Origin of the sequence: Prevotella dentalis DSM 3688, from assembly GCF_000242335.1 — a bacterium.
GTDB classification, from domain to species: domain Bacteria; phylum Bacteroidota; class Bacteroidia; order Bacteroidales; family Bacteroidaceae; genus Prevotella; species Prevotella seregens.
The window spans coordinates 1,334,134-1,359,902 of sequence record NC_019968.1; the positions used below are offsets into that span (position 1 = coordinate 1,334,134).

A 25,769-nucleotide genomic window follows, 5' to 3' on the forward strand; every position below is an offset into this window, starting at 1 on the left:
TGACCTTTAGGACGACCAAGTACAATACCCTCAGCTTTCTTTCTCGCCAACGCTTCTTTTGTGCGTTGGCTGATAAGGTTACGCTCAATCTCTGCCGATAGTCCGAATGCAAAAGCGAGAACTTTGCTCTGAATATCATCCCCAAGGCGATAGTTGTCTTTGATAGTCCAGACTCTGCATTCCTTAGTCATGCAGATGTTCAGTATTTCCATAATCATAAAGAGATTCCTGCCAAGACGTGATAGCTCGCTACAAATAATAATATCGTCCTTTCCTACCTTTTTGAGTAATCTGCCGAGTTCCCGTTTGCTATAGTTCTTTGTACCACTGATAGTTTCCTCTATCCAATCGTCAATTGAAAGATTTTGATGTTTACAAAAGTTGCTAATCTCGAAGCGTTGATTCTCTACTGTTTGCTTATCGCTGCTAACTCTGATATATCCGTAAATCATAATTGTATATGTGATAATTATTACTTTCACAAAAACAAACGGATATTGTAATAAAGGAAATGCTATAAGTTTTCTTAGGTAATGGAAAATTCGGGTGTAATAAAGGGTGTAAATCGCATAACCCGTTGATTTACACCCTTGTTTGCGGAGAGAGAGGGATTCGAACCCCCGGTACCTCTCGGTACGACGGTTTTCAAGACCGTTGTAATCGACCACTCTACCATCTCTCCTTCTCGATGTAGCGAATGACACTTCTCGAAAGTGGGTGCAAAGGTAGATAATTTAATTGGGATTTGATGGGAGTAGGGAGAAGATTTTTATGTGGGTTAACGTTTATTAATGGTATTGGATTTGATGGTGCTTTGAAAAAGAGGTACTTTTGCAATTAAATACAATACGGTATATATTAATAATATGTAAGGGTGGTAGTGACATAGTGCAAGGGCGGTAGTGATACGATGCAAGGGCGGTAATGCTGCAAATGGGATAGGGTGACGCACCATCAGACGGGCGTGAAGTTCTATGAAATGAGTAGGTGAATAGCAGGGTGATGTATAATGACGGTGTGTGATGGTGTGGCACATGATAGGGTGACGTGCGATATGGTGACGTATAACAAAGTGATATGTAATAGGCAACGTATAATAGAAGAATCGAGATAGATGATATATCCCAGCAACTTTGAAAACAAAATAGGCTTTGATGAAATCAGGGCAAGGCTGAAGAGTGCGTGTCTGTCTACACTGGGCAAGAGCTTGGTGGACGAGATGGCTTTCTCGGCAGATGCAGAACAGGTGAGCACTTGGATGGAAGAAATCCGAGAGATGCGCCGGATAGGGGAGGAGGGCGAGGAGTTCCCCCTCACCTATTTTTTTGATGTACGCGAGAGCGTGAGGCGTGTACGTCTGGAGGGCACGTGGATGGAGGAGCAAGAACTTTTCGATTTGCGACGTTCGTTGAAAACCATTGAGGATCTCGTGAAGTTTCTCTATCGTGGCGAACCCATGGAACAGCAGCGGCATGCGGAACATGATACACGGCATGAAAACGTGAGTGGAGAGATGCTCCAGAGAGGCTATGATGATGAAGCACAGCACGAAAATGTTGCAATCGGCGCCGAAGAGGATGACATGGTGACTGTAACTGCCGATGCGTTTGCACTCAAGCGATGGGCTTATCCTGTTCTGCACGATTTGGCTGATGGTATAGCTACGTTTCCTGTGCTCATTCAGCAGATAGACCAGATTCTGGACAAATTCGGGCATATCCGCGACAATGCCTCGCCGGAACTGCTCAATATCCGGCGTGAGCTGGCTCGCACGGAAAGTTCCATCTCCCGCATTCTGAACGGCATCCTTCGAGCAGCGCAGACTGACGGGGTGGTCGACAAAGACGTGGCCCCCACCATGCGCGACGGCCGTCTCGTTATTCCGGTGGCTCCGGCACTGAAACGCAAGATTTCGGGAATCGTCCACGACGAGAGTGCTACGGGGCGTACTGTGTTCATTGAACCTACCGAAGTGGTCGAAGCCAACAACAAAATACGTGAGCTGGAAAGCGAGGAGCGTCACGAGATTATCCGTATCCTCACGAAGATGGCCGCCCGCATCCGTCCGCACGTGCGCGAGATACTCGACTCTTATCACTTCCTGGCCCAAATAGACCTCATCCAGGCCAAGTCCAGCCTGGCCAAAGCCATGGATGGTTATGAGCCCCATCCCGCTGCCCGCCCTTATGTAGACCTGATTCAGGCTCGGCATCCATTGCTCGAGGCTCATCTCAAAGCGGGCCAGGGCATTGTGCCACTCGACATCATGCTCACGGCCGAGAAGCACATTCTAATCATTTCCGGCCCGAATGCGGGCGGCAAGTCTGTGTGTCTCAAGACGGTGGGGCTGCTGCAATATATGCTGCAGTGCGGGCTCTCCATTCCCGTGGGCAGTCGCAGCCGGTGCGGTGTTTTTGCCGACATCATGATGGATATTGGCGATGAGCAGAGTCTGGAAAACGACCTTTCGACCTATTCCTCCCATCTCTTGAATATGAAGAACATGATGCGCCAGGCTTCCGACAAGACGCTGATCCTTATCGATGAGTTCGGCACCGGCACCGAACCCCAGATTGGCGGTGCCATTGCCGAGAGCGTTCTGGGGCAGTTTTGCCGCCGCGGCGCCTGGGCCGTCATCACCACCCACTACCAGAACCTGAAACATTTCGCCGACAGCCACGACGGAGTGGCCAATGGTGCCATGCTCTACGACCGCCATGAGATGCGGCCTCTTTTCCAATTGGACATCGGCCGGCCGGGCAGCTCGTTCGCCATCGAGATTGCGCGCAAGATAGGACTGCCCGAAGAAGTGATTCGCGAGGCCAGCGACATGGTGGGCTCCGACTACATCCAGAGCGACAAATACCTGCAGGACATCGTGCGCGACAAGCGTTATTGGGAACAGAAACGCCAGACGGTGCATCAGCAGGAAAAGGAACTTCAGCGGCGCATCGACCGGTATGAATCTGACATTACCGACGTGGACCGTCAGCGTCGCGACATTCTGAACCAGGCACGTCAGGAGGCCAAAGACCTGCTGCGCGAGGCTAACCGCCGTATAGAGAATGCTATCCGCGAGATTCGCGAGCAGCAGGCCGAGAAAGAAGAGACGCGCAAGATACGTGCCGGGCTCGACGCTTTCAAGCAGGAAGTAGAGGCTGGTGATTGGAAAATGACGGGCAAACGGCAGGGCGGTGTACTCTCCGATGAAGAGTTCCAAAAGAAAATCGCGCAGATCCAAGCTCGTCGTCAGCGTCACGAGGAGCGCAAGAAGAACCGCAAGGCCGATGAACAGCGGGCTGCTGATGTCCTGCGCGGGGCGGCTTTGAGGCCGGGTTCCCCGGATGCCGCACGCAAGACCCTGTCCCCGGGCGATGAGGTTCGTATCAAAGGCCTCGGGTCCACCGGGCGCATCGAATCCTTGGACGGCAAAATGGCTACGGTCGTCATCGGCGACATGCGCACCAAATTGCCGCTCAGCCGCATCGAGGTGGTGGGCGCAGCAGCGGCGACCGCAGAGACTGACGCGCCCAAGACCAAAATGGACGAAATCAAGGCCGGACTCCAAAGCTACAATATTTCCCATGTCACTCAGGACACTATCGACGACCACCGCAAGAATTTCAGGCAGGATCTCGACGTTCGCGGCATGCGTGGCGACGAAGCCCTGCAGGCTGTGCAGTATTTTGTCGACGATGCAATCCTCATGGGCATGCCGCGCGTGCGCATTCTCCATGGCAAGGGCAACGGCATCCTGCGCCAGCTCATTCGCCAATATCTTTCCTCCGAACCCAGCGTGAGCCATTTCCGCGACGAGCATGTGCAGTTTGGTGGAGCTGGCATTACGGTGGTGGACTTAGGGTAATCTTCAATCCAAAATTCATAATTCAAAATTCAAAATTGGCTGCGCGGGGGTTGCTTTGGCGGTACCTCTTCAATTCAAAATTCATAATTCAAAATTCAAAATTGGCTGCGCGGGGGTTGCTTTGGCGGTACCTCTTCAATTCAAAATTTATCTTTCATCATTCAAAATTTGGAATTGGATGGTTCGCGCATCACTATTTCCCCGTTATGTTTGGCTGTATCGGCGAAACTTTGTAAATTTGGCCCTATAAAGATTAAAAGTCACTAATGGCCTGTTCAGGGCAAAGAGAAGAAACGACTATGGAAGGAATATTCAGAGACGAGATCGAAGTGCGCCAGATAGACAAGTTCTTTTGTGACGAGATGGGCCGCCAGGTTCATCGCTATATCAAGGCCATGCATGGCTCGTTGGCCATGCTGGAGAAGTTCGAGGCCCGTTTGCGCCAGCTCACCATCCCCGAGCGCGAAGAGGTTCTGGCCCGATATATCGACCTCAATCGCAAGGTGGTGAAGGATTTGGACTGGCGCATGCTTGTTGCGCGGGCCATGGCCAACTTCTGCGACTCCTACAGTTATTTCAGCGAAGTGATGCACGACGAGAACACCATGGCCTTTTATGTGCCCCGCATGAAAGAGAAATACATCCGGCTGCACGAGGTGTTCGAGGAGAACGGCAAGTATGGCATCAAGGACCATGAGGGGCGTGTGCTGCTGTCGGCATCCTATGATTTCCTGCGCACGCCCTATGTCTACGTGGACGATTTGCTCACCATGCCCGTCATTGCCGAGAAGTCCGGCAAGATGGGGCTCGTCTTTCCCGATTACGAAGACACGGTGGTGATGCCTTTTGAGTACGATGACATTTCGCTGCGCGACGAAGAGCCGTGGTTCGAGCTGACGCGCAACGGTGTCGTCACCTACTGGCCGGGCGAACCCAAATAACGGTGTCCGGGCGGGCGGCACGCAAGGATCCCGTCCCGGCACTTCCCAAAACGACAGACATTGAACAAGAAAATTCTGCTGCTGCTCACCATCTTTGTTTTGTGGGCAGCGTTGATGATGCTGCAGAAGCCGGTGTTTCTTCTGCTCTATGCCGGTGGCCTGGCCCAGACATTCTCTGTGGTATGGCACGGCTTGCCACTCGATTTCTCCATGGCCGGCTATCTTTCGGCCCTGCCCGGACTGCTGTTGCTGGTCTCGGCGTTGCCTTTGCGTGCGCTCCATTCTGCGCGTGCCGAGTGTTGGCTGGGCCGTTTGTTACAGGGTTGGCTGGCCTTGGGGTCGCTGCTTGTGTCCTTGGCTTTCGTGGCCAACTGTGCCCTTTATGGCTACTGGCGGTTCCCGTTGGACGCCACTCCCATCTTCTTCATCACGTCTTCACCGGCCGATGCCATGGCCAGCGTGGCGTGGTGGCAGGCCGTGGGCGGCGTGGCGGCCGTGGCCGTGGCGGCTGCTTTCATGGCCTGGGCGTTCAGAAAGGCGTGCCGTTTCTTCCTTCCGGCCGCCCTCGCTCCCGCCCGGTGGTGGGGCGTGCCGCTGATGCTCGTCGTGGTGGCAGCCTTGTTCCTGCCCATCCGCGGCGGTTTCTCCGTAGCCACCATGAACACAGGCAAGGCTTATTTTTCCGACAACGAGACGCTGAACCACGCGGCCGTGAACCCCCTCTTCTCCTTTTTGGAGAGCGTGAGCCACCAGGAAGACTTCAAGAGCCAGTACCGCTACATGGACGACGGGCGTGCCCGGGCCTTGGTCGGCCAGCTCAACCGACTCGACACGGCGGCGGCAACGCCCGACACCTGCGTGCTTGCCGTGGAGCGTCCCGACGTTTACCTGATTGTCTTGGAAAGTTTTTCCGACACGCTGACCCGGCAGCCGGGCATCACCCCCACGCTCAACCGGCTGAAGCGCGAGGGCCTTTGGTTCTCTCATTTCTATGCCAACAGCTTCCGCACTGACCGTGGTCTGCTCTCCATCCTGCAGGGCTATCCGGCTCCGGCCACGGTCAGCCTGATGAAGTTTCCCCGCAAGACGGCCGCCATTCCCTCGCTGGGCGAGAATCTGTCGCGCGTGCTGGGCTACCGGCTGCATTATTATTATGGTGGCGACGCCGACTTCACCAACATGCGATCGTTCCTGGTCAATCAGGGCTTCAGCCGCATCACCGAGGACGTGGACTTCCCCGTGTCGGCCCGTGTGAGCAAGTGGGGCGTGCCCGATCACCTGCTCTTCCGCCGCGTTGAGGCTGACTTGGCGCGCGAACGCCCCACGAACCGTCCCACGCTGCGTGTCATCCAGACCTCCAGCTCCCACGAACCGTTCGACGTGCCCTACCACCACCATGCCGACAAGGTGCTCAATGCCTTTGCCTATGCCGACAGTTGCGTGGGCGGTTTCGTCGGTTATCTCAAGCGGTCGGGGCGTTGGCGCCGCTCGTTGGTGGTGCTCGTGCCCGACCATTTGGGCGCCTGGCCTGCTGATGCCGACAATTTCAAGCCCTGGCGCTTCCACATTCCGCTGATATGGATGGGCGGGGCCGTGGGCCGTCCGTCCGTGATAGGCACCTACGGCTCCCAGCAGGACATCATGGCCACGCTCTTCAACCAGCTCAACGGAGGCCGCCGCCATCCAGCCTACCGCGGCACGCCGTTCTCCAAGGACCTCTTCAACCCCGCCGTTCCCCACTATGCTTTCTTCATGATGAACGACGGTTTCGGCCTGGCCCACGCCCAAGGCTCCGTGGTCTACGACCACAAGCTGCAGCGCAAGGTCTACGGCCACGGCCCGCAGCAGAGCCTCTGGCTCGACTATGGCAAGGCCCTCACCCAAATTCTTTTTGACGACATAGCCCAAAGATAAGCCCCACCGAATGACTTTCCACACCCTCTGCGTCCCGCTTGGCATCCTCCAGACGCTCATCGACTGGGACACCCGCCTCACCCTGGCCGTGAACGGTTGCCACAACGACTACTGGGACACGTTCATGATGCTGTTTTCCGGCCGCTTCATCTGGATACCGTTCTATCTCTCTTTTGTGCTGGTCATGTTCCGCAATTTCCATTGGCGCGTCAATGTGGCCTGTCTTGTGGTGGGCATTCTGCTGCTCGTCATCAACGACCAAGTGTGTTCCTCGCTCATCCGCGGCATGATAGGGCGCATGCGTCCGGCCAACCTCGACAACCCCATATCGCCGCTCATTCACATCGTCGATGGCTATCGGGGCGGCCGTTTCGGCTTCCCCTCGGCCCATGCCACCAATTGTTGGGGCACCGCTTTCTTTGTCATCTACGTGTTCCGACGGCATCTGCTGTCGTTCACCATGGCCGGTTGGGCCCTGCTCATGTGCTACTCGCGGGCCTATCTCGGCGTGCACTACGTGGGCGACCTGCTGGCCGGCACCCTGTTGGGGCTGTTCAATGCGAGCGTTGTCTACTATGTGTTCCAGCGTTCCATGCGCCGCACGTGCGAGACGCTCAAGCCCAGCCAGGTCAATTCGCCGCAGATGTACGTGCCGGTCATCGTGTGCTGGTCCGAGACGGCACTCATGCTCATCCTCGCCATCGGCGTCTATCCGTCCTAATCCCCCGTTTTCTTATCCGCCATGGACATTCATCCCGTCGCCCGTTTCCATTCCCCTTTCCTGTCGAAGTTCGGCATTCCCAAGCAGAGCGGCCTCGTGGAGGAGCTCGAGGGCACCGTCGTCTTCGAGCCCCGATACCGCAATGCCGACGCCCTGCGCGGCATCGAGGCCTTCGACTATCTCTGGCTCATCTGGGAGTTTTCGGCCAACCCGCACGGGGCCACGAGCCCCGTGGTGCGCCCGCCGGTGCTGGGGGGCAACGTGCGCATGGGCGTCTTTGCCACGCGGTCGCCTTTCCGTCCCAACGCCCTGGGGCTCTCGTCGGTACGGCTGTCGCATGTGGAGTGGGCGACGGCCCGCGGCCCCGTCATCCATGTGCTTGGGGCCGACCTCATGGACGGCACTCCCATCTACGACATCAAGCCCTACGTGGCCTATGCCGACTGCCACGCCGGGGCCCGTTCGGGCTTTGCCGATACCACCCTCGTCCGCCGGCTGCAGGTCGAAATACCGCCGGCGGTGGCCGCGTCTTTCAGTGCGCGCCAGCTGGCCGCCCTGCGAAAGACCCTCGAACTCGACCCTCGACCCCACTATCAGCAGTCGCCCACCAGGGTCTATGGCATGCCTTTCGAGGGCCGCGACATCCATTTCAGGGTCTCGGCCGACGGCTTGCTCACCGTGCTGGAGTGAGGAAACGTTCGGGTTACAATGATTTTTTTCGCTCCACCGCCCTCACAATCAAGATGCTGGCCTCATAGAGCAGCCAGATGGGGAGCGATACCACGGCGAGCGTGAACACGTCGCCCGTGGGGGTGATGACGGCTGCCACCGTCACAATGACCACCAGCGCATGGCGCCAGTAGCGTTGCATCCACTCGGATTGCAGCAGTCCGAAGAGGGCCAAAAGCCAGCTCACGACGGGAATCTCAAAGAGAATGCCGAAGACCAGGCTCATCATCAGCAGCGTGTCCACGTAGGATTGCAGCGACAGCAGGTTGTGTATGTCGCTGCTCACCTGGTAGGTGCCCAGAAATCTGACGGTGAGGGGGAAGACGATGAAATAGTTGACCAGTACACCTGCCACGAACATGGCGTAGCCTCCCAGCACGATGCGGCGCGCCAGCCGCCGCTCGCGGGGATAGAGTGCGGGGGGCACGAAGCTGTAAAGCACGTAAACCAGGTAGGGCGAGGCCATGAGCAACCCGACGCAGAACGCCGTGCGCACGTGCACCATGAACTGCTCTGTGAGCCCCACGTTGACCAGTTCCAGCCTGAACGGCCCGGCGTGCATCAGCCGGTAGACCACGAAATCGGCATGCGCCGGGGCCAGCACGAGGTCGAACAGCGGCTCCTTGCCCGCAAAGGCCACGCCGCCACACACCGCGGCCACCAGCAGCATTCTGAACAGGTCGGCCCGCAGCACGTCCAGGTGTTCCCAGAACGTCATTCCCTTTCCTGCGCTTTCGTCTCCGTCTGTGCGGTGGGCTTCGGCTTGTCGTCCGGCTGCCCGTCGTCCACGCCGAGGTCTTTCTCCACCTCGTTCATGCCTTCCTTGAAGCTCTTCACGCCCTTGCCCAGTCCCCTCATCAGTTCGGGAATCTTCTTTCCGCCGAAGAGCAGCAGGACAATCAGCACGATGACGACAAGCTCCGTAGTACTCAATCCAAACATAGTCGTATGGTTTTTAATCGTTGTCTTGGTTGCAAAGATAGTGTTTTTCGGCCGCGCCGCCTACTTTCCCGCCCATTCTCCGAAGTCTTTCAGCACCACGCCGTCGAGCCGCACGTCGCATTCGGGCCCGATGTCGGCGGCTGTCTGGGTGTAGAGCAGGGTGCTGCGGCTGATGCCGATGCCGTGGATCATGCCCTGCCGCCCCCGGGCCTTGATGGCCGTCCGGGCCCCGTGGCACACCACGTCGCTGATGTGGATGTCGGTAAATTCGGGCAGGAAGTCCGTCTCGGCATTCTTCTGCGCCCCGGCCCCCACGTGGTTGTCGGTGTAGTCGCACTCGAAAACGATGGCCTCGTCCTTGATGTCGGTCATGTAAATCTGCGAGATATGGATGTCGCGCGTGGTTCCTCCGCGGCCCGTTGCACTCTTGAAGCGCAGTCCGGTGTCGGTGCCGGCAAAGGTGTTGCGGTGCACGTAGATGTTGTTCATGCCGCCGCTGAATTCCGACCCGATGACGAAACCGCCGTGGGCGTGGTACACGCGGTTGTCCTGTATGTTGATGTTCTCGCAAGGCCCGTCGGCCGCCCCCTTGGCTCCCGCACCTCCTTTCATGCAGATGCCGTCGTCGCCGGCATTGATGGTGTTGTTCACGATGAGCACGTTGCGGCAGTTTCCGATGTCGATGGCGTCGCCGTTCTGTGCGTTCCACGGGCAGGCCACGGTGATGCCGTCCACGATGACGTCGGTGCACCGCTGGGGCACCAGGTGGAACCGGGGCGCATTGCGCAGCGTGACGCCCTGCACGAGCACGCGCCGGCAGTCGGTGAACCGCACCAGGTGCTGGCGCATCCGCTCCTGCGCCTCATGGTCTTCGGCCACGTCGGGCTCGTGTTTCAGGCCGAAAGGATACCACAGGTCGCCCTTGGCCGTCACCGTGCCGCCCATGGCGCGGTACTGGTTCCACTCCGTGTCGCTCACCTTACTGCGCTTCACGGGCCGCCAGTATTCGCCGTTGCCGTCGATGATGCCCTCGCCGGTCACGGCGATGTTGCTGCGCTTCGAGGCGCTGAGGCAGGGCACGACCTTGGCCGCCTTGCCGTCTGTGGCGGTCAGGAAGTCGCGTTTGTCGGGCGAAAAGAGTATCAATGCGTTGCGGTCCAAGTGCAGGTCTATGTTGTCTTTGAGCACGATGGGCCCCGTGAGCCAGATGCCGGCCGGCACGTTCAGGTGGCCGCCACCCCGTTTGGCCAGGTCGGCCATGGCCTTGGCAAAGGCCCGGGTGTTCATGGTCAGGCCGTCGCCAACGGCTCCGTAGTCCTTCAGGCTCACGCTGAGGCTGGGTATTGCCGGGGCGTTTGGCGTGGGCATGGGCTTGGGCAGGTTGGTGTAGTAGCGGTCGTAGCCGCCAGTCGGTGTGCCCTCGGCGCATGTCGGGGCGGTCAGGAGCAGGGCCAGGGCGGTCAGGATGATTTGTTTCATACGTGTTGTTTTTAATGGTTGGGCCTGGGGAGGCGGTGTGTTGCGGGGGGTGTGCCGATGTGTCGCGGGCAGGATGTCGGCGTGCTTGGGGCAGTGTGCCGGCGTGTGGCCGCTGTTTTGATGTAGCCTTTGCTTGTTTGCAAAGTTACGAAAAAGCGCGGAAGAAGAAAGCGAATGGCCAAGTTTGTTGTGCGGTTCCGGCACGTTTGGGGTGGGGCGGGGTGGCAGAGGCGAGAGTCGGGTGGGGCGTGCGGGGCCCGTGGCTGCCTTTTTGGCCACGGTTCAAACCCGGCCCCTGCGCCAATATCGGCCTCTGCCGGCGGCCCGCTGGTTCGTCATGGCATTTTGTTCGTGCCGCCATCGCGCTGCGTTTACGGCGTTGTCGCGTGGTGTTTGCGCCGTTATCGCGTTGCGTTTACGGCGTTATCGCGTTGCGTTTGCGCCGTCGTCGCACGGCCGTTGCGCCGCCATCGGTGGGGGACTGCGGCGCAGGGCTTGGGGCATGACGGGTGCCGGGCGGCGGCGGCCCGCGCTGCACCCCCTGCGATCTCCCCCTGCACTCCCTACAATCTCCGTCTTGCAGGAAAGCCATGGGCCGCCTCACGTCCCGTGCCGGCCCGGCCCGTGCAATCCGTCTCGCGTTAAACCAATATAAAAATTGGGTTATCTTTTGCAATATTAAGGATTATTATTTATCTTTGCCACGTCACTAAAGACAAACATTAAAAGCCTCTCGAAGAATGACCATCGCCATTGTCGGCATATTGTTTCTGGCCTATTTGCTCATCGCCACCGAGGAGTTTACCAACGTCAACAAGGCGGCGGTGGCTGTCTTTGCCTGTACGGTGGGCTGGGTGCTCTACATCTGTTTCGGCACCGACTTCGTGATGAGCCAGCATGCCGGCGACTATCTGCTCTTTCTGAGCGGCCGGCCGTCGACCAGCGTTGTGGTGAAGGAGTTCATTGCCGGCAGCGTTTTTCTGAAATATGTGGGCCGGGCCTGTGAGGTGGTACTTTTCCTGCTGGCCACGATGACCACCGTCGAGATATTGAACAACAACGGCTGCTTCGACTTCATCGCCCAGTTGCTCAAGACACGCAGCAGCCAGCGCATGCTCTGGACACTGGCTGTCGTTACCTTATTAATATCTGCCAACCTCGACAATCTCACCACATCGGTGATGATGCTCATGGTGATGCACAAGATTGTGTTGAGCCGTCGCGCCCGCATGGTCTATGGATCGGCCATCCTGCTGGCGGCCAACTGCGGCGGGGCGCTCACCGTGATTGGCGACCCCACGGGCCTCATGCTCTGGAACAACGGACTGGTGACACCCACCGACTACTCGCTTTCGCTGGCCCTGCCCTGCCTGGCGGCGTGGGCTTTGCCCACTTGGTGGATAGGGCGCGTGCTGCCCGATCGCGTGGAGACCGAGTGGGTAACGATGCCCTATCGGGGCGACGACACCCGGCTGAGCACGTGGCAGCGGCTGGTGATGCTCATTGTGGGCATCGGAGGGCTGTGGTTTATCCCCACGTTCCACAACATCACGCGGCTGAGTCCTTTCCTCGGCGCCCTCTGTGTGCTGAGTGTGCTGTGGGTGGTCAACGAGCTGTTCAACCGCAAGCTCCTCAACATGGGAGGGCTGAGCGAGCGTCGCGTGCCCCCGGCCCTGTTCTATGCCAGCCACCAAACCATTCTCTTCGTCTTCGGAATGATGCTGGCCCTCGGCGTGGTGAGGGAGACGGGTGCGCTGGCCGACTGCTGGAACTTCCTGCAACGGCTGGGAGCCACCGACTGGATGATGGGCCTCGGGGCGGGCGTGGCGAGCACCGTGCTCGATAATTTTGCCACGGCGGCGAGCTTCATCACGCTGAACCCCTCGGGCGAGACCAACGCCCTCTACTGGAAACTTGTGGCCTATGCCTCGGCCGTGGGTGGCAACGTGCTCGTCTTCGGCTCGGTGGCCGGTGTGGCCTTGATACGGGCCGAGCGTGTCCACGTGGGCTGGTATTTCAAGCAGGTGGGGTGGAAAGCGGCCGTGGGCGCACTGGCAGGGTTCGGCCTGCTGCTGGCCATGGTGCTCTGACGGCCGGCCGGCGGAGGCTCGGGCAAGAGAAGAAAGAACAACAATAAAACAACATATCATGGTAAAAAGAATCAAGACAATCGGTGTGATGACCTCCGGAGGCGACGCCCCCGGCATGAATGCGGCCATCCGCGCCGTGACGCGCGCAGGCATTTGCAACGGTTTTCAAATTAAGGGCATCTACCGCGGCTACGACGGTCTCATCAACGGCGAGGTGAAACCATTCACCACAGAGAACGTGTCGGGCATCATCATGCAGGGCGGCACCATCCTGAAGACGGCCCGCTCCATGGAATTTACCACGCCCGAGGGGCGCGACCGGGCCTACGCCACGATGGAAAAGGAGGAGATAGGCGCGCTGATTGTCATCGGCGGCAACGGCTCGCTCACGGGCGCCATGGAGTTTGCACGCGCCTATGACATGTGTTGCATCGGTCTGCCCGGCACCATCGACAACGACCTTTACGGCACCGACACCACCATTGGATACGACACAACGCTCAACACCATCGTGGAATGCGTGGACCGTATCCGCGACACGGCACAGAGCCACGAGCGCATTTTCTTCATCGAGGTGATGGGCCGCGACGCCGGTTTTCTGGCTCAGAATGCTGCCATAGCCAGCGGAGCCGAGGCCGCCATCATTCCCGAGGACTCCACCGACGTGGACCAGCTGGCCCAGTTCATGGAGCGCGGCATCCGCAAGTCCAAGAAAAGCTGCATCGTCATCGTGTCGGAGAGCCCCAAGTGCGGTGCCCTCTACTATGCCGACCGCGTGAAAAAGGAGTTCCCCGGCTACGACGTGCGCGTGTCTATCCTCGGCCATTTGCAGCGCGGCGGCCGTCCGTCGGCCCACGATCGCATCCTGGCCAGCCGCACTGGTGTAGGTGCCATCGAGGCCATCATGCAGGGCCAGCGCAACGTGATGGTGGGCATCCACAACAATGAAGTGACTTACGTGCCCCTCTCGGAGGCCATCCGGTCGGACAAGCCTTTCGACCGCAAGCTCATTAAAGTGCTTGGCGAACTGAGCATTTAGCATGGAACTAAAGTTTGTTAAAAAGTTTTCGACATATAAGAAATAAAGCGTATTTTTGCAAGTAAGACGTGCACGGGCATGCACCCGGTGCGCACGACAGGCAAAGAACAAGTCTAACATTATAGAATCATAGCTTATGTCACAAATGAGTGGGCACATCTCCCAGATTATCGGGCCGGTCATCGACGTGTATTTCGACACGCAGGGCCAGGACTCGGAGAAGGTGCTGCCTAAGATTTACGAGGCACTGCGAGTGAAGCGTCCCGACGGTCAGGACCTCATCATCGAGGTGCAGCAGCATATCGGCGAAGACACGGTGCGCTGTGTGGCCATGGACAACACCGAGGGACTGCAGCGCGGCTTGGAGGCCGTGCCCACGGGCAGCCCCATTACCATGCCCGCCGGCGAGCAGATCAAGGGCCGCATGATGAACGTCATCGGCCAGCCCATCGACGGCATGAAGCCGCTCGACATGCAGGGCAGCTACCCCATCCACCGCGAAGCCCCGAAGTTTGACGAGCTCTCCACCCACAAGGAGATGCTGGCCACCGGCATCAAGGTGATCGACCTGCTGGAGCCTTACATGAAAGGTGGCAAGATAGGCCTCTTCGGTGGGGCCGGCGTGGGCAAGACTGTGCTCATTATGGAGCTCATCAACAACATTGCAAAGGGACACGACGGCTACTCGGTGTTTGCCGGTGTGGGCGAGCGCACGCGCGAGGGCAACGACCTCATCCGCGACATGCTCGAGTCGGGCGTGATTCGTTACGGTGAGAAATTCCGCAAGGCCATGGACGAAGGCAAGTGGGACCTCTCGCTCGTGGACCCCGAAGAACTGCGGAAGTCGCAGGCCACGCTGGTCTACGGACAGATGAACGAGCCGCCCGGGGCACGCGCCTCGGTGGCCCTGTCGGGGCTGACGGTGGCCGAGGAGTTCCGCGACCACGGCGGCAAGGACGGCGCACCGGCCGACATCATGTTCTTCATCGATAACATCTTCCGCTTCACCCAGGCGGGCTCCGAGGTGTCGGCCCTGCTGGGCCGCATGCCGTCGGCCGTGGGCTACCAGCCCACGCTGGCCTCGGAAATGGGTGCCATGCAGGAGCGCATCACCTCGACCAAGAAAGGATCCATCACCTCCGTACAGGCCGTGTATGTGCCGGCCGACGACCTGACCGACCCGGCCCCCGCCACCACGTTCTCGCATCTCGACGCCACGACGGTGCTCGACCGCAAGATTACCGAGCTGGGCATCTATCCGGCCGTGGATCCGCTGGCCAGCACCTCGCGTATTCTCGACCCACTGATTGTGGGCAAGGAGCACTACGAGTGCGCCCAGCGCGTGAAGGAGACGCTGCAACACTACAACGAACTCCAGGACATCATCGCCATCCTCGGCATGGACGAGCTCTCGGACGAGGACAAGCTCGTGGTGAACCGCGCGCGCCGTGTGCAGCGATTCCTGTCGCAGCCGTTCGCCGTGGCCGAGCAGTTCACCGGTGTGAAAGGTGTGATGGTGAGCATCGAGGATACCATTAAGGGGTTCAATGCCATCCTCGACGGCCAGGTGGACGACCTGCCCGAGCAGGCATTCATGAACGTGGGAACCATTGAAGACGCCATTGCCAAGGGCAAGAGACTGCTCGAGGCGGCCAAGGGCTGATGATGCTTACACCTTATTATATATAGGAGAGCTTATGCTGAAGTTGAAAATCGTGTCGCCAGAGAAAGTGGTGTTCGACGGAGAGGTGGACAGTGTGACGGTGCCCGGGACACTCGGCAGCTTCGAGATACTGGACAACCACGCGCCCATCATCTCGTCGCTGGGCCAAGGCAAGGTGGAATACAAGGCGAAAGGCAGGGCCGAAGAACTCCAGGTGCAAGGTGGATTCGTGGAGGTGAAGCAAAACGAAGTGAGCCTTTGCGTGGAGGTGTAGCCCGGGAAATGAAGACGCAACCCTTGAAATCCATTCGCAACATACGCAAGACGGGCATACAGCTGATAGCGGGCGCGGCCCTCGCCGCACTGCTGGGGCTGAACGTGACGGGGCAGATGGCCCATGCCGGCACACTGTGCATCGTGGCGTTTGCCGTGCTGGCGGCATGGCTGGTGGCCATGGCCGTGGTGGGGCGTTTCCGTAACGGGCGGTGACCCGCCGACGAAGAGACGATGGTTTCGCCGTGGATGCTCTTTCTCGCCGCGCTGCTTTTCACCCTGCTGGGCGGGGCGTGGGTGCTGGGCTATGACTTCGTGAAGAAGCATGCGCCGGCCGAACTGCCCAAGTTCTACATACTGATGGCCGTGGTTCGCGTGGTGCTCGTGCTGACGGTGACTGGGACTTATATCCTGCTGATAGCCCAGAGTGCAACCCAGGCCAAGGCGTTCGCCGTGATGATGCTCGTCATGTATGCGGTGATGATGGCGGTAACACTGAAAATCAAACATTAATACGCATTCAAATGAAATACATCCAACAGATGGTCTGTGTGCTGATGCTCATGCTGCTCGGCGTTCCTGCGGGAGCCGCCGAGGAGGGTGGGGGCAAGTTGAACACGTCGCAAATCGTGGTGGGACACATCAAAGACTCCTACGAGTGGCACGTGACGGACATCGGCGAAAAGCACGTCATCATCAATCTCCCGGTGATTGTGAAAAGCTCCACGGGGTGGCATGTGTTCAGCACGGCCCGCTTTGCCGAGGAGCCCGACGCCAAGGGCTACCGCCAAGGGCCGTTCGGCCTGGCCATAGCCACCCAGGGCGACAACGCCGGCAAGGTGGTCGAGGTGGCGGGAGGCACGGAGATCCGTCCGTTCGACATTTCCATCACCAAGACGGTGGCTGTGATGTTCATCGATGCCGCGCTGCTTTTGCTCTGCATCTTGATACCGGCCCGCTGGTACCGCCGCCACAAGGCCAGCGACCCGGCCCCCGGCGGTTTCACGGGACTGGTGGAAATGCTCGTGAGCTACGTCGAGGAGAGCATCGTCAAGCCCGGCGTGGGCGAGGGCTACGAGAAGTATTCGCCTTATCTGATGACGTGTTTCTTCTTCATCCTCACCTGTAACCTCATGGGCGTCATGCCGTTCCCGCCCGGCGGCGGCAACGTGACAGGCAACATCGCCGTGACGTTTTTCCTGGCCCTGTGCACGTTTGTCGTGACGCAGTTCAGCGGGTCGAGGCACTACTGGAAGGACATTTTCTGGCCCGACGTGCCTCTGGCTCTCAAGGCTTTCCCACTGATACCCCTCATCGAGTTCGTGGGCATCTTCACCAAGCCCTTTGCCCTGATGATCCGACTTTTCGCCAACATGATGGCCGGACACGCCATCGCGCTGTCGCTCACCTGCATCATCTTCGTGGTGGCAGTCATCGGCGGGCCCACGTTCTACGGCATGACGGCGCTGAGCGTGCTGATGAGCGTCTTCATGATGTGCCTGGAATTTCTGGTCTGCTTCATTCAGGCCATGGTGTTCACCATGCTCAGCTCCATCTTCATCGGCCTGGCCCGTGCCAGGGCCGAGGCCTGAACGGCTGGGACGGAACGGGCGATTCGGGCAGGAGGAGCCCGAGGTTCAAGCAATAGAAAACAAAACATTGAAGATAATAACATTAAAATTTTAGAACTATGATTTCAACATTGTTATTCGCTGCCGCTGCTGACGGCATTGCAAAGTTAGGCGCCGGTGTAGGCGCAGGTCTTGCCGCTATTGGCGCTGGTATCGGTATCGGTCGCATTGGCGGCCAGGCCATGGATGCCATGGCCCGTCAGCCGGAGGTCATGAGCAGGATTTTCACCAACATGATTGTGGCTGCCGCGCTGATCGAGGGCGTTGCCCTGTTCGCAGTCGTGGTTGCTTTCCTCTGCATCTAACCGTCGAAAACAGGACATACTGCGTATGGATTTATTAATGCCAAGTACTGGTCTGCTCTTCTGGATGACGATAGTCTTCCTCGTGGTGCTTGCCGTCTTGTGGAAATGGGGCTTCCCCGCCATCACCAACATGGTGCGGGAGCGCAAGAACTACATTGACGAAAGCCTGCGGAAGGCGCACGAAGCCAATGAGAAGCTGGCCAACATACAACAGGAAGGGGAATCCATTCTGCAGGAAGCTCGCGAGAAACAGGCCGCCATCTTGAAAGAGGCCACCGAAACCCGCGAAGCCATTGTTGCGAAAGCCCAGGGCCAAGCCAAGGAGGAGGGAGCCCGGCTGCTCAGCGACGCCAAGAGCGAAATCGAGGCGCAGAAGCAGCAGGCCATCCGTGAAATACGGGCCCAGGTGGCCGAGCTCTCGGTGAAAATAGCCGAGAAAATCGTGCGCGAGCGGCTTTCGTCAGACGACAAGCAGATGGAATTGATAGACAAATTGCTGGACGAAGTCTCTGCAACGGAACCGGCAGACAACCAATAAGCAGGCTATGGATTTAGGTGTAATATCGGTCAGATACGCCCGGGCACTGCTCAAAAGTGCCGTGGAGCAGAAACGGGAGGCTGAGGTTTACCGGGAGATGCAGACGCTCGCACAGAGCTATCTCCAGGTGCCTGGGCTGCGCCTCACGATAGACAACCCGATGCTTGGCAGGGACAAGAAGCGGATGGTGCTGGAAACGGCCGTCGGGGGAACACCCACGGGACTGACCAGCCGCTTTCTGCAGCTTGTGCTCAAGGAGCAGAGGGAGAGCACCCTGCAGCTGATGGCCAACGCTTATGTCACGCTCTACCGCAAGCAGAAGAACATCACCCGAGGCCAGCTCACCACTGCCGTGCCCGTGTCGCCCGAGACGGAACGCCGCATGAAGCAGATGGTGGAGCGCAAGACTCATGGTACCGTAGAGTTCAACACAGAGGTGGATCCCGACATCCTCGGCGGATTCATCCTCGAGTACGACACGTATCGCATGGATGCCAGCGTGAAGTCCAAGTTGAACAGCATCCTGGTACAACTCCGTAAGTAAGGACAAGGAGGGCTGCCCTCCTTGCTTTCATCCTTTAATCAAAAACAAACAAATGTCAGATAAAATAAAACCAAGCGAAGTGTCAGAGGTGCTGCTGAAGCAGTTGGCCGATGTCAACTCGGACGAGCAGTTCGACGAGGTGGGCACTGTGCTGACCGTCAGCGATGGCGTGGCCCGTATCTATGGCCTCCGCAATGCCGAAGCCAACGAGCTGCTGGAGTTCGAGAACGGCACGATGGCCATTGTCATGAACTTGGAAGAAGACAATGTGGGCTGCATTCTTCTGGGCCCGACGGCTGGTATCAAGGAGGGCCAGACGGTGAAGCGCACCCACCGCATCGCTTCGATCCGGGTGAACGACAACTTCCTCGGCCGCGTGGTCAACCCGCTGGGCGAGCCCATCGACGGCAAGGGAGACATCGACCTCACGGAGGCTTTCGAGATGCCGCTGGACCGCAAGGCGCCGGGCGTGATCTATCGGCAGCCGGTGAAGGAACCGCTGCAGACGGGCCTCAAGGCCGTGGACTCCATGATTCCCATCGGGCGCGGCCAGCGCGAGCTCATCATCGGCGACCGCCAGACGGGCAAGACCGCCGTGGCCGTGGACACGATCATCAACCAAAAGGACAACTATGAGGCCGGTCGCCCCGTGTATTGCATCTATGTGGCCATCGGCCAGAAAGCCAGCACCGTGGCCGCCCTCGTGCAGACCCTGAAAGAGCACGGCGCCCTGCCTTACTCGATCATCGTGAGTGCCACCGCCGCCGACCCTGCGGCCATGCAGTATTATGCGCCGTTTGCCGGTGCCGCGATCGGCGAATACTTCCGCGACCGTGGCTATCACGCCCTCGTGGTCTACGACGATCTCTCGAAACAGGCCGTGGCCTACCGCGAGGTGTCGCTCATCCTGCGGCGCCCGTCGGGCCGCGAGGCTTATCCCGGTGACGTGTTCTACCTGCACTCCCGACTGCTGGAGCGTGCCGCGCGCATCAACGATCAGCAAGAGGTGGCCGAGCAGATGAACGACCTGCCCACCTGCATGACGGGTCATGTGCGCGGTGGTGGATCGCTCACCGCCCTGCCCATCATCGAGACCCAGGCCGGCGACGTGTCGGCATATATCCCGACCAACGTTATCTCCATCACTGACGGACAGATTTATTTGGAGACCGACCTCTTCAACCAAGGCTTCCGTCCGGCCATCAACGTGGGCATCTCGGTGTCGCGTGTGGGCGGTTCGGCGCAGGTGAAGAGCATGAAGAAGGTGGCCGGCACGCTGAAGATAGACATGGCGCAGTACCGTGAGCTGGAGGCTTTCTCCAAGTTCTCGAGCGACATGGATGCCGTGACGGCCATGACCATCGACCGCGGACGCAAGAACAACCAGCTGCTCATCCAGCCCCAGTACAGCCCCATGCCGGTGGGCGAACAGATTGCCATCCTCTATTGCGGCGTGCACGGACTGATGCACGACGTGCCGGTGGAGCAGGTGCGCGGCTGTCAGGACCAGTTTCTGGAGCAGATGCGCTCACAGCACCAGACAGTGCTCGACACGCTGGCCGACGGTCGGCTGGAGGACGACGACATCAAGACCATCGAGGCCGTCATGGCCAACATTGCCGGACAGTTTAAAAAGTGAGGGTAGCCTATGCCGTCATTAAAAGAGATCAAAACGCGCATCGCATCCGTCCAAAGCACCCGCAAGATTACGAGTGCCATGAAGATGGTGGCTTCGTCGAAGCTGCACCATGCCCAGACGGCCATACAGAACATGCTGCCCTATGAGAATCAGCTGGAGCATATTCTGAAGGCTTTTCTGGTGTCCATGCCCGATGCGCAGAGTCCTTTCGACGAGGATCGGCCCGACATCAAGCGGGTGGCGCTGATTGTCTATTCGTCCAACAGCTCGCTGTGCGGCGGGTTCAACAGCAACGTCATCCGCATGATGCAGCAGACGATTGGCGAGTACCAGGCCCTCGGCATTACCGACATCACCATCTATCCCATAGGGCGACGGGTGGCCGAAAAGGTGAGCAAGCTGGGCTATCAGCCGGCCGGTGACTTTATGGAGCTGGCCGAGAAGCCCAACGCCAAAGACTGCGCGGCCATCGCTACGGAGATTGCCGGGAAGTTTGCACGGCGCGAATTTGACAAGGTGGAGATGATTTATCACCACTTCAAGAGTGCCGGCACGCAGATTCTCACCCGGCGCATGTTCCTGCCCATCGACCTCTCGACCGAACAGATTGGGGCCTACAACGACCGTGACCTCTCTTCCAACATGGTCACGGCCAAGGCGCAGGAGTATCTCCGCAGGAAAGGACATGTGGGTGGACAGGGTGCGCAGACCGAGGTGAAGCCGCTCAACGACGACTTCATCGTGGAGCCCGACAAGGAGTCGGTGCTCTCGGTGCTCATCCCCAAGCTGCTCAACCTGATGGTCTACACGGCCTTGCTGGACAGTACGGCCTCGGAGCATGCCGCCCGCATGGTGGCCATGCAGACGGCTACCGACAATGCCGACGAGCTGTTGCGCGGCCTCAACCTGCAATACAACAAGAGCCGACAGGCCGCCATCACGAGCGAGCTGCTCGACATTGTGGGTGGCAGCGTCAACAACTGACGCTGCACGCACACCGATCACAATACCAACAAGCGTGGGGTACGGTTATCAGGCCGTACCCCACGCTTGTATTGGTCCGCAAGCTCCATGCTGTTTCGAGGAGCTGCAATAGGATTATCTTATAAGAAACTTGGTTGATGAATCCTTGTCAATCATATTTTATGCTTAACTTTGCAACTGTTTTTAATGATTTTTTAAGTATGAGGATTAAACAAAATGCCCTTTGGCTTGTTGGTTTTGCTTTTGTTTTAAGCATATTCGCAACGGCATGCAGTTCGGATGACCATTCCGCGGAAACGATTTGTCACCAGAGTTATGTTCAGGGAAAGGTGAACGGCATCCCTGTTTCCATGGACGACAGGAATGAAATGGTGAGCTCTGATAAGTCTTTGTACGAATTTAAACGTACCGGCTTCGGGGAGACAGAGAAGAACAGCCTTGATTGGGAGGTGAAACTTGTGGAGAACAAGGCTCTGTAGTGACGCTGTTTCTGCACATTAATGACTTGCAGACATCGAATACAGTGATATATTCTCTAAATGCAACAGGGGGAGTGCAGTCTGAGAGCACTTGTTACATAGAAATCAAGAATCAGAGGACTGGCAACAAGGTGGTTTATCACCCGACGCAGCCGAAGCCCACTCGTGTCCGCTGGGAGACGTTTACAGCGATGTTGGATGATAAAATAGAATATCAGAAAGGACTCACGATTAAGTACAGAACCCACCAGTGGCCTGGCATAGACGGGAAATTGGAGGGCGTGTTCACGGAGGACAGCCCGCAGAAAAAGACGGTAGACGTGAAGTTTGACTTTAAACTTTACTAATCGTCCGCGGCGTTTTGCTGATAAAGGGGGATGTGTCAATACAAGATAACGGAGGTTTGCTTGTAGAGACACACCCCCTTGTCTTGAACGAATTTCCCGCGAGAAATGTTCACTTCCCGTTGTCTTGGACGAATTTCCTGCGGGAAATGTTCACTTCCCGTTGTCTTGGACGAATTTCCTGCGGGAAATGTTCACTTCCCGTTGTCTTGGACGAATCGACGGCCGTCAACGTTCACTTCCCGTTGTCTTGGACAAATTGACGGCCGTCAATGTTCACTTCCCGTTGTCTTGAAAGGAAATCTGTTTAGAGTATTCCGGCCTTTCCCACTATGATGAGCAAGCTGAAACCGATGAGCAATGAGATGAGGCCTGTGGCCAGACCGGCCTTGACCATGTCTTTCTGCTGGATGAGACCGGTGGAGTAGGCGATGGCGTTGGGCGGTGTGGAGATTGGCAGCGACATGGCGGCTGAGGCTGCCACGGCAATGCCGATGAGCACGGTAGGTGTGCCGCCGATGATGTTCAGCTTGTCGCCCATACCCTCGCACACCACGGTAAGAATGGGTATCATGAGGGCCGCCGTGGCGGTGTTGCTGATGAAGTTGGAGAGGAAGAAGCAGACCAAACCGGAAATAATCAGGATGACGATGGGGCTCCAATCACCGAAAGGGATGGACTCGATGGCCACTTTGGCCAGTCCGGTGCCATTCATGGCCATGCCGAGGGCGAATCCGCCGGCCACCATCCAGATGACTCCCCAGTCGATGTCCTGCAGGTCTTTGGCTGTGATGACGCCGGTAAAGGCAAACACGGCGATGGGAAGCATGGCCACGGTATTGGCGTTCACGCCGAACTGCTTGCCGAAAATCCATAGCAGGATGGTTGCGGCAAAGGTGATGCCCACCACCACGGTGCGCCAGTTGCGATGCATGTCGCCGGCAATTTCCAGTTCGATGGTTTTCTGCGAGAACGGGAAGAACCTGCGCAACAGTAGCCAGGCAATGGCCAGGAGTATGATTACCAGCGGGGCCATGACCATCATCCACTGGCCGAAACCGATGTTCATGTTGAGTCCGGCAGGGTCGTTGAGCACTTTATAGGCAAAGGCGTTCGGCGGTGTGCCGATGGGTGTGCCCATGCCGCCGAGGTTGGCGCCGATGGGAATGGCCATCGTCAGGGCTATGCGGCCCTTGCCGTTGGCCGGTAGCGACTTGAACACCGGCGTGAGGAATGTGAGCATCATGGCCGCCGTGGCGGTATTGGAGATAAACATGGAAAAGACACCTGTAATCAGAAGGAAGCCCAGCAACACATTCTCGCTCTTCTTGCCAAACGGGCGAATCAACGTCTTGGCCATCCATACGTCCAGTCCCGACTTGGTGGCGGCGATGGCCAGAATGAATCCACCGAGGAAGAGGATGATGGTGGGGTCGGCAAAGCAGGCCATGATACCCACGGAGTCGAGGAGCTGCCCGTATTCGCCCTCAGAGCCTTGCATGAACTTGAACGAGGAGTTGCTCACGCAAAAGAGCAGTACAAAGATGATGGTGACCGATGTGGCCCAAGCCGGTATCGACTCGGTGAGCCACAGCATGACGGCCATGACGAAGATGGCGATGACGCGCTGCTGTACAACGGTGAGCCCCTCGATGCCGAAAACAGCGATGGGCAGGTTCCATACAATCAGGGTAAGGAGTGCGGTGAGGAGGAACCAGAAAGCTTTTTTCTTGTGAAAATCGCCCGTGAGAACCTTCTTGACGGTTTCTTGCATAATGTAAATAGTTTAGGTTTTATAGATAATTTGTGTTGTGTGTGGCAGGTTGGGTCGCAAGGTTTAGGTGGTCGGCCCACCGAGGTCAGGTCGTTGTTGTTTGTGGTTAAGGCTGTGAGGAGGGGTAAAATCCGGAATCCCATGCCGCCGTCCGGTGCAGACAGAGCATGGGATTTCGGGGTTATTGGGTGTTGCTGCCGCCTTGATCCTCTTTCATGTTGCCCTCAATGTAGAGGCGGGTCATCTCTGGTACGCCGTTGGTGCGTATGGTGATGGTCTTTTTAAAGTGGCCGGGAAACTTGCCCTTGCCGTTGTATGTGACGGAGATGGTTCCCTTCTCGCCGGGTTTGATAGGCGTCTTGGTGTAGGAGGGGACGGTGCATCCGCAGCTGGCCACGGCCTGATTGATGATGAGGGGCTGGTCGCCCACGTTGGTAAAGGTGAACGTACATTTCTGTACGGGGCTGCTTTCCGGGAATGAGCCCAAGTCGCAAGACAGCTTGTCGAATTTGATTTGTGCCTGTGCGAAGGCCATATTCAAGCCCGCAATCGCGAGGATTGCTACCATGATAAGTCTTTTCATACGCTTTCTTTTTGATGATTCATTCATGATAAGACGTGCCGCCGGAGCAAAAGTTACAGGCCCGGCGGCCGTTTCTGATTCATTTTCGGTCGTCTTTGATTAATTTATAGTATTCCGCAGCTCCCAGCAGGAAGCATCCGGTGCCATAGTCTTCAAAGTCGGGCACGCTGGTATAGGTGACGGGCTGGCCGGCCGATGGGTCTTTACCCGTGCCTTGCACATAGCCCAGAAAGCCGTCGGCATGCACGCAGTCGCGCTCCAAGGCCCTCCATGTGCGGTCGCAGACGGGGCGGTAATCCTTGGCTTTGAGCAGTTTTTGGCTGATGCCCCAGCTCATGCCATAGAGGAAAAGTGCCGAGCCCGTGAGCTCCTTGCCCTCATAGTTGGTCGAGACAAGGCTGGCGTTCCATAGTCCGTCAGCGCGCTGGCAGCCGGCAAAAGCCTTACTCATGAGCAGGAAATCTTTCTTCAGCTCATCGTAGTATTTGTCTTTCTTGCCGATGGTCTCCAGCACGCGCACCAGCGCGGCATACACCCATCCGTCGCCCCGGCTCCAGTAGCATTCCTTGCCGTCGGGCTCCTTGTAGGGCGGCACATAGTCCTTGTCGCGGTACCATAGCCCCGTTGCCTCGTTGAACAAGCCTCCTCCGCAGGTGTTGCGGCTCCACCGATAGCTCTCCATGGCATAGTCCATATACTTGCGCTCGCCGGTGTATTTGTACATCATGGCATAGAGCGGCATGGCCATCTGTATGGCGTCTATCCACGTCCAGTAGTCGTGCCGGCCCGTAGCCATCTGGTGGTCCAGATTCTCGCGCAGCTTGTCTGTCAGCCCGGAGCCGCCCTCTTCGGTATAGGGCAGCAACATCAGATAGGTCTGGCCGCAGCACTGGTCGTCGGCATCGGTGGTGGCCACCCCGTTTCGTGGCGACCACTGATGGAAGTTGGCCCACTGCAAGGCATAGTCCACTTGCTGCTGTTCCGGGCTTATCTCTTGCAGGGCCATGAGCCCTTCATAATAGACGGCACGTGTCCACAGGTTGCTGGGCCGCTCTCTTTTGACAAATGTGGGCCGCGTGGGGTCGGCATATTTCGTCATGAAATAGCGGTTGGCCTTTTGTGCAGTGGCCAGCACCTCGCCCGCAGTCTGGGCCATGGCGGCCGCAGACAGGAACAGAAAGGTGAGAAGCAGCAGTTTCTTTCGCATGTTTTTTGCTTGTTTTTAACCAGCAACAAAGATACGAAAAATAAATACGTCCGCCTAAGTTTGGCATTTATTTTTTCCCGCTTTC

Annotated in this window: 24 protein-coding genes, 1 tRNA gene and 1 pseudogene; 18 read left to right on the forward strand and 8 right to left on the reverse strand. The window is 57.8% G+C overall.

What is annotated here, in order from left to right; translation table 11 throughout:
• Positions 1-2 precede the first annotated feature (2 nt).
• Both PREDE_RS12805 and PREDE_RS12810 read right to left on the reverse strand, forming a co-directional pair.
• Positions 3-452 (reverse strand): annotated as a pseudogene (locus PREDE_RS12805) (master DNA invertase Mpi family serine-type recombinase); the annotation flags it as partial.
• A gap of 145 nt (positions 453-597) precedes the next feature.
• Positions 598-682: transfer RNA gene (locus PREDE_RS12810), tRNA-Ser, on the reverse strand.
• 432 nt (positions 683-1,114) lie between these two features.
• Here PREDE_RS12810 and PREDE_RS12815 point away from each other — a divergent pair.
• The 5 genes from PREDE_RS12815 to tsaA all read left to right on the forward strand — a co-directional run bounded on the left by PREDE_RS12815 (position 1,115) and on the right by tsaA (position 8,131).
• Positions 1,115-3,865 (forward strand): endonuclease MutS2, encoded by a 2,751-nt coding sequence (locus PREDE_RS12815; RefSeq protein WP_005845949.1) that lies wholly within the window; start codon positions 1,115-1,117, stop codon positions 3,863-3,865.
• Positions 3,866-4,164: 299 nt separating this feature from the next.
• Positions 4,165-4,806 carry a hypothetical protein gene (locus tag PREDE_RS12820; RefSeq protein WP_005845951.1) on the forward strand — a complete coding sequence of 214 codons (642 nt, stop codon included), beginning with the start codon at positions 4,165-4,167 and terminating at the stop codon, positions 4,804-4,806.
• Positions 4,807-4,866: 60 nt separating this feature from the next.
• On the forward strand, positions 4,867-6,720 hold the full coding sequence (locus PREDE_RS12825) for an LTA synthase family protein (RefSeq protein WP_005845952.1): 1,854 nt from the start codon (positions 4,867-4,869) through the stop codon (positions 6,718-6,720).
• Positions 6,721-6,730: 10 nt separating this feature from the next.
• Positions 6,731-7,441: a phosphatase PAP2 family protein gene (locus tag PREDE_RS12830; RefSeq protein ID WP_005845954.1), complete on the forward strand. Its 711-nt coding sequence runs from the start codon at positions 6,731-6,733 to the stop codon at positions 7,439-7,441.
• 21 nt (positions 7,442-7,462) lie between these two features.
• On the forward strand, positions 7,463-8,131 hold the full coding sequence (tsaA, locus tag PREDE_RS12835) for a tRNA (N6-threonylcarbamoyladenosine(37)-N6)-methyltransferase TrmO (RefSeq protein WP_005845956.1): 669 nt from the start codon (positions 7,463-7,465) through the stop codon (positions 8,129-8,131).
• 13 nt (positions 8,132-8,144) lie between these two features.
• Here tsaA and tatC read toward each other — a convergent pair whose 3' ends face one another.
• The 3 genes from tatC to PREDE_RS12850 are packed head-to-tail and all read right to left on the reverse strand — an operon-like array spanning position 8,145 to position 10,591.
• On the reverse strand, positions 8,145-8,888 hold the full coding sequence (tatC, locus tag PREDE_RS12840; RefSeq protein WP_005845958.1) for a twin-arginine translocase subunit TatC: 744 nt from the start codon (positions 8,886-8,888) through the stop codon (positions 8,145-8,147).
• Positions 8,885-9,112 carry a Sec-independent protein translocase subunit TatA/TatB gene (locus PREDE_RS12845; protein WP_005845960.1) on the reverse strand — a complete coding sequence of 76 codons (228 nt, stop codon included), beginning with the start codon at positions 9,110-9,112 and terminating at the stop codon, positions 8,885-8,887. The genes tatC and PREDE_RS12845 overlap by 4 nt, the downstream gene beginning before the upstream one ends.
• Before the next feature lie 60 nt (positions 9,113-9,172).
• Positions 9,173-10,591 (reverse strand): glycoside hydrolase family 28 protein, encoded by a 1,419-nt coding sequence (locus tag PREDE_RS12850; RefSeq protein WP_005845962.1) that lies wholly within the window; start codon positions 10,589-10,591, stop codon positions 9,173-9,175.
• A gap of 740 nt (positions 10,592-11,331) precedes the next feature.
• On the opposite strand from PREDE_RS12850, the gene PREDE_RS12855 reads away from it, so the two are divergent.
• From PREDE_RS12855 to PREDE_RS12915, 13 genes are all read left to right on the forward strand, one after another.
• Entirely contained in the window at positions 11,332-12,681 is a 1,350-nt protein-coding gene (locus PREDE_RS12855; protein WP_005845964.1) for an SLC13 family permease, read from the forward strand.
• Positions 12,682-12,739: 58 nt separating this feature from the next.
• On the forward strand, positions 12,740-13,720 hold the full coding sequence (gene pfkA, locus PREDE_RS12860) for a 6-phosphofructokinase (protein WP_005845966.1): 981 nt from the start codon (positions 12,740-12,742) through the stop codon (positions 13,718-13,720).
• A 136-nt stretch (positions 13,721-13,856) separates the two neighbouring features.
• Positions 13,857-15,383 carry a F0F1 ATP synthase subunit beta gene (atpD, locus tag PREDE_RS12865; protein ID WP_005845968.1) on the forward strand — a complete coding sequence of 509 codons (1,527 nt, stop codon included), beginning with the start codon at positions 13,857-13,859 and terminating at the stop codon, positions 15,381-15,383.
• Positions 15,384-15,417: 34 nt separating this feature from the next.
• Complete coding sequence (atpC, locus tag PREDE_RS12870; RefSeq protein ID WP_005845970.1) at positions 15,418-15,657, forward strand: ATP synthase F1 subunit epsilon; 240 nt, start codon at positions 15,418-15,420, stop codon at positions 15,655-15,657.
• A gap of 8 nt (positions 15,658-15,665) precedes the next feature.
• Positions 15,666-15,872 carry a hypothetical protein gene (locus PREDE_RS12875; RefSeq protein WP_005845972.1) on the forward strand — a complete coding sequence of 69 codons (207 nt, stop codon included), beginning with the start codon at positions 15,666-15,668 and terminating at the stop codon, positions 15,870-15,872.
• An 18-nt stretch (positions 15,873-15,890) separates the two neighbouring features.
• Positions 15,891-16,169, forward strand: a complete 279-nt coding sequence (locus PREDE_RS12880) for a hypothetical protein (protein ID WP_235777507.1) — start codon at positions 15,891-15,893, stop codon at positions 16,167-16,169.
• 11 nt (positions 16,170-16,180) lie between these two features.
• Positions 16,181-17,248 carry a F0F1 ATP synthase subunit A gene (atpB, locus tag PREDE_RS12885; protein WP_005845975.1) on the forward strand — a complete coding sequence of 356 codons (1,068 nt, stop codon included), beginning with the start codon at positions 16,181-16,183 and terminating at the stop codon, positions 17,246-17,248.
• 98 nt (positions 17,249-17,346) lie between these two features.
• Positions 17,347-17,592: an ATP synthase F0 subunit C gene (gene atpE / locus PREDE_RS12890; protein WP_005845976.1), complete on the forward strand. Its 246-nt coding sequence runs from the start codon at positions 17,347-17,349 to the stop codon at positions 17,590-17,592.
• A 25-nt stretch (positions 17,593-17,617) separates the two neighbouring features.
• On the forward strand, positions 17,618-18,130 hold the full coding sequence (gene atpF / locus PREDE_RS12895) for a F0F1 ATP synthase subunit B (protein ID WP_005845977.1): 513 nt from the start codon (positions 17,618-17,620) through the stop codon (positions 18,128-18,130).
• 7 nt (positions 18,131-18,137) lie between these two features.
• Positions 18,138-18,674 carry a F0F1 ATP synthase subunit delta gene (locus PREDE_RS12900; RefSeq protein WP_005845978.1) on the forward strand — a complete coding sequence of 179 codons (537 nt, stop codon included), beginning with the start codon at positions 18,138-18,140 and terminating at the stop codon, positions 18,672-18,674.
• Positions 18,675-18,726: 52 nt separating this feature from the next.
• A complete protein-coding gene (atpA, locus tag PREDE_RS12905; RefSeq protein ID WP_005845979.1) occupies positions 18,727-20,313 on the forward strand; it encodes a F0F1 ATP synthase subunit alpha in 1,587 nt (528 codons plus the stop codon).
• 9 nt (positions 20,314-20,322) lie between these two features.
• A complete protein-coding gene (locus PREDE_RS12910) occupies positions 20,323-21,297 on the forward strand; it encodes a F0F1 ATP synthase subunit gamma (RefSeq protein WP_005845980.1) in 975 nt (324 codons plus the stop codon).
• Positions 21,298-21,458: 161 nt separating this feature from the next.
• Entirely contained in the window at positions 21,459-21,776 is a 318-nt protein-coding gene (locus tag PREDE_RS12915; RefSeq protein ID WP_005845981.1) for a hypothetical protein, read from the forward strand.
• 651 nt (positions 21,777-22,427) lie between these two features.
• Here PREDE_RS12915 and PREDE_RS12925 read toward each other — a convergent pair.
• From PREDE_RS12925 to PREDE_RS12935, 3 genes are all read right to left on the reverse strand, one after another.
• Positions 22,428-23,894 (reverse strand): SLC13 family permease, encoded by a 1,467-nt coding sequence (locus PREDE_RS12925; RefSeq protein ID WP_005845988.1) that lies wholly within the window; start codon positions 23,892-23,894, stop codon positions 22,428-22,430.
• 181 nt (positions 23,895-24,075) lie between these two features.
• Positions 24,076-24,477 (reverse strand): DUF1573 domain-containing protein, encoded by a 402-nt coding sequence (locus PREDE_RS12930; protein WP_005845990.1) that lies wholly within the window; start codon positions 24,475-24,477, stop codon positions 24,076-24,078.
• Between the two features lie 79 nt (positions 24,478-24,556).
• Positions 24,557-25,684 (reverse strand): glycoside hydrolase family 88 protein, encoded by a 1,128-nt coding sequence (locus PREDE_RS12935; protein ID WP_005845992.1) that lies wholly within the window; start codon positions 25,682-25,684, stop codon positions 24,557-24,559.
• Positions 25,685-25,769 lie beyond the last annotated feature (85 nt).

Bases quoted from the DNA above. Each gene is read 5' to 3' on its own strand.
- PREDE_RS12815 (WP_005845949.1), top strand. From the start codon at position 1,115: ATGATATATCCCAGCAACTTTGAAAACAAAATAGGCTTTGATGAAATC.
- PREDE_RS12820 (WP_005845951.1), top strand. From the start codon at position 4,165: ATGGAAGGAATATTCAGAGACGAGATCGAAGTGCGCCAGATAGACAAG.
- PREDE_RS12830 (WP_005845954.1), top strand. From the start codon at position 6,731: ATGACTTTCCACACCCTCTGCGTCCCGCTTGGCATCCTCCAGACGCTC.
- tsaA (WP_005845956.1), top strand. From the start codon at position 7,463: ATGGACATTCATCCCGTCGCCCGTTTCCATTCCCCTTTCCTGTCGAAG.
- tatC (WP_005845958.1), bottom strand. From the start codon at position 8,888: ATGACGTTCTGGGAACACCTGGACGTGCTGCGGGCCGACCTGTTCAGA.
- PREDE_RS12845 (WP_005845960.1), bottom strand. From the start codon at position 9,112: ATGTTTGGATTGAGTACTACGGAGCTTGTCGTCATCGTGCTGATTGTC.
- PREDE_RS12850 (WP_005845962.1), bottom strand. From the start codon at position 10,591: ATGAAACAAATCATCCTGACCGCCCTGGCCCTGCTCCTGACCGCCCCG.
- PREDE_RS12855 (WP_005845964.1), top strand. From the start codon at position 11,332: ATGACCATCGCCATTGTCGGCATATTGTTTCTGGCCTATTTGCTCATC.
- pfkA (WP_005845966.1), top strand. From the start codon at position 12,740: ATGGTAAAAAGAATCAAGACAATCGGTGTGATGACCTCCGGAGGCGAC.
- atpD (WP_005845968.1), top strand. From the start codon at position 13,857: ATGTCACAAATGAGTGGGCACATCTCCCAGATTATCGGGCCGGTCATC.
- atpC (WP_005845970.1), top strand. From the start codon at position 15,418: ATGCTGAAGTTGAAAATCGTGTCGCCAGAGAAAGTGGTGTTCGACGGA.
- PREDE_RS12875 (WP_005845972.1), top strand. From the start codon at position 15,666: ATGAAGACGCAACCCTTGAAATCCATTCGCAACATACGCAAGACGGGC.
- PREDE_RS12880 (WP_235777507.1), top strand. From the start codon at position 15,891: ATGGTTTCGCCGTGGATGCTCTTTCTCGCCGCGCTGCTTTTCACCCTG.
- atpB (WP_005845975.1), top strand. From the start codon at position 16,181: ATGAAATACATCCAACAGATGGTCTGTGTGCTGATGCTCATGCTGCTC.
- atpE (WP_005845976.1), top strand. From the start codon at position 17,347: ATGATTTCAACATTGTTATTCGCTGCCGCTGCTGACGGCATTGCAAAG.
- atpF (WP_005845977.1), top strand. From the start codon at position 17,618: ATGGATTTATTAATGCCAAGTACTGGTCTGCTCTTCTGGATGACGATA.
- PREDE_RS12900 (WP_005845978.1), top strand. From the start codon at position 18,138: ATGGATTTAGGTGTAATATCGGTCAGATACGCCCGGGCACTGCTCAAA.
- atpA (WP_005845979.1), top strand. From the start codon at position 18,727: ATGTCAGATAAAATAAAACCAAGCGAAGTGTCAGAGGTGCTGCTGAAG.
- PREDE_RS12910 (WP_005845980.1), top strand. From the start codon at position 20,323: ATGCCGTCATTAAAAGAGATCAAAACGCGCATCGCATCCGTCCAAAGC.
- PREDE_RS12915 (WP_005845981.1), top strand. From the start codon at position 21,459: ATGCTTAACTTTGCAACTGTTTTTAATGATTTTTTAAGTATGAGGATT.
- PREDE_RS12925 (WP_005845988.1), bottom strand. From the start codon at position 23,894: ATGCAAGAAACCGTCAAGAAGGTTCTCACGGGCGATTTTCACAAGAAA.
- PREDE_RS12930 (WP_005845990.1), bottom strand. From the start codon at position 24,477: ATGAAAAGACTTATCATGGTAGCAATCCTCGCGATTGCGGGCTTGAAT.
- PREDE_RS12935 (WP_005845992.1), bottom strand. From the start codon at position 25,684: ATGCGAAAGAAACTGCTGCTTCTCACCTTTCTGTTCCTGTCTGCGGCC.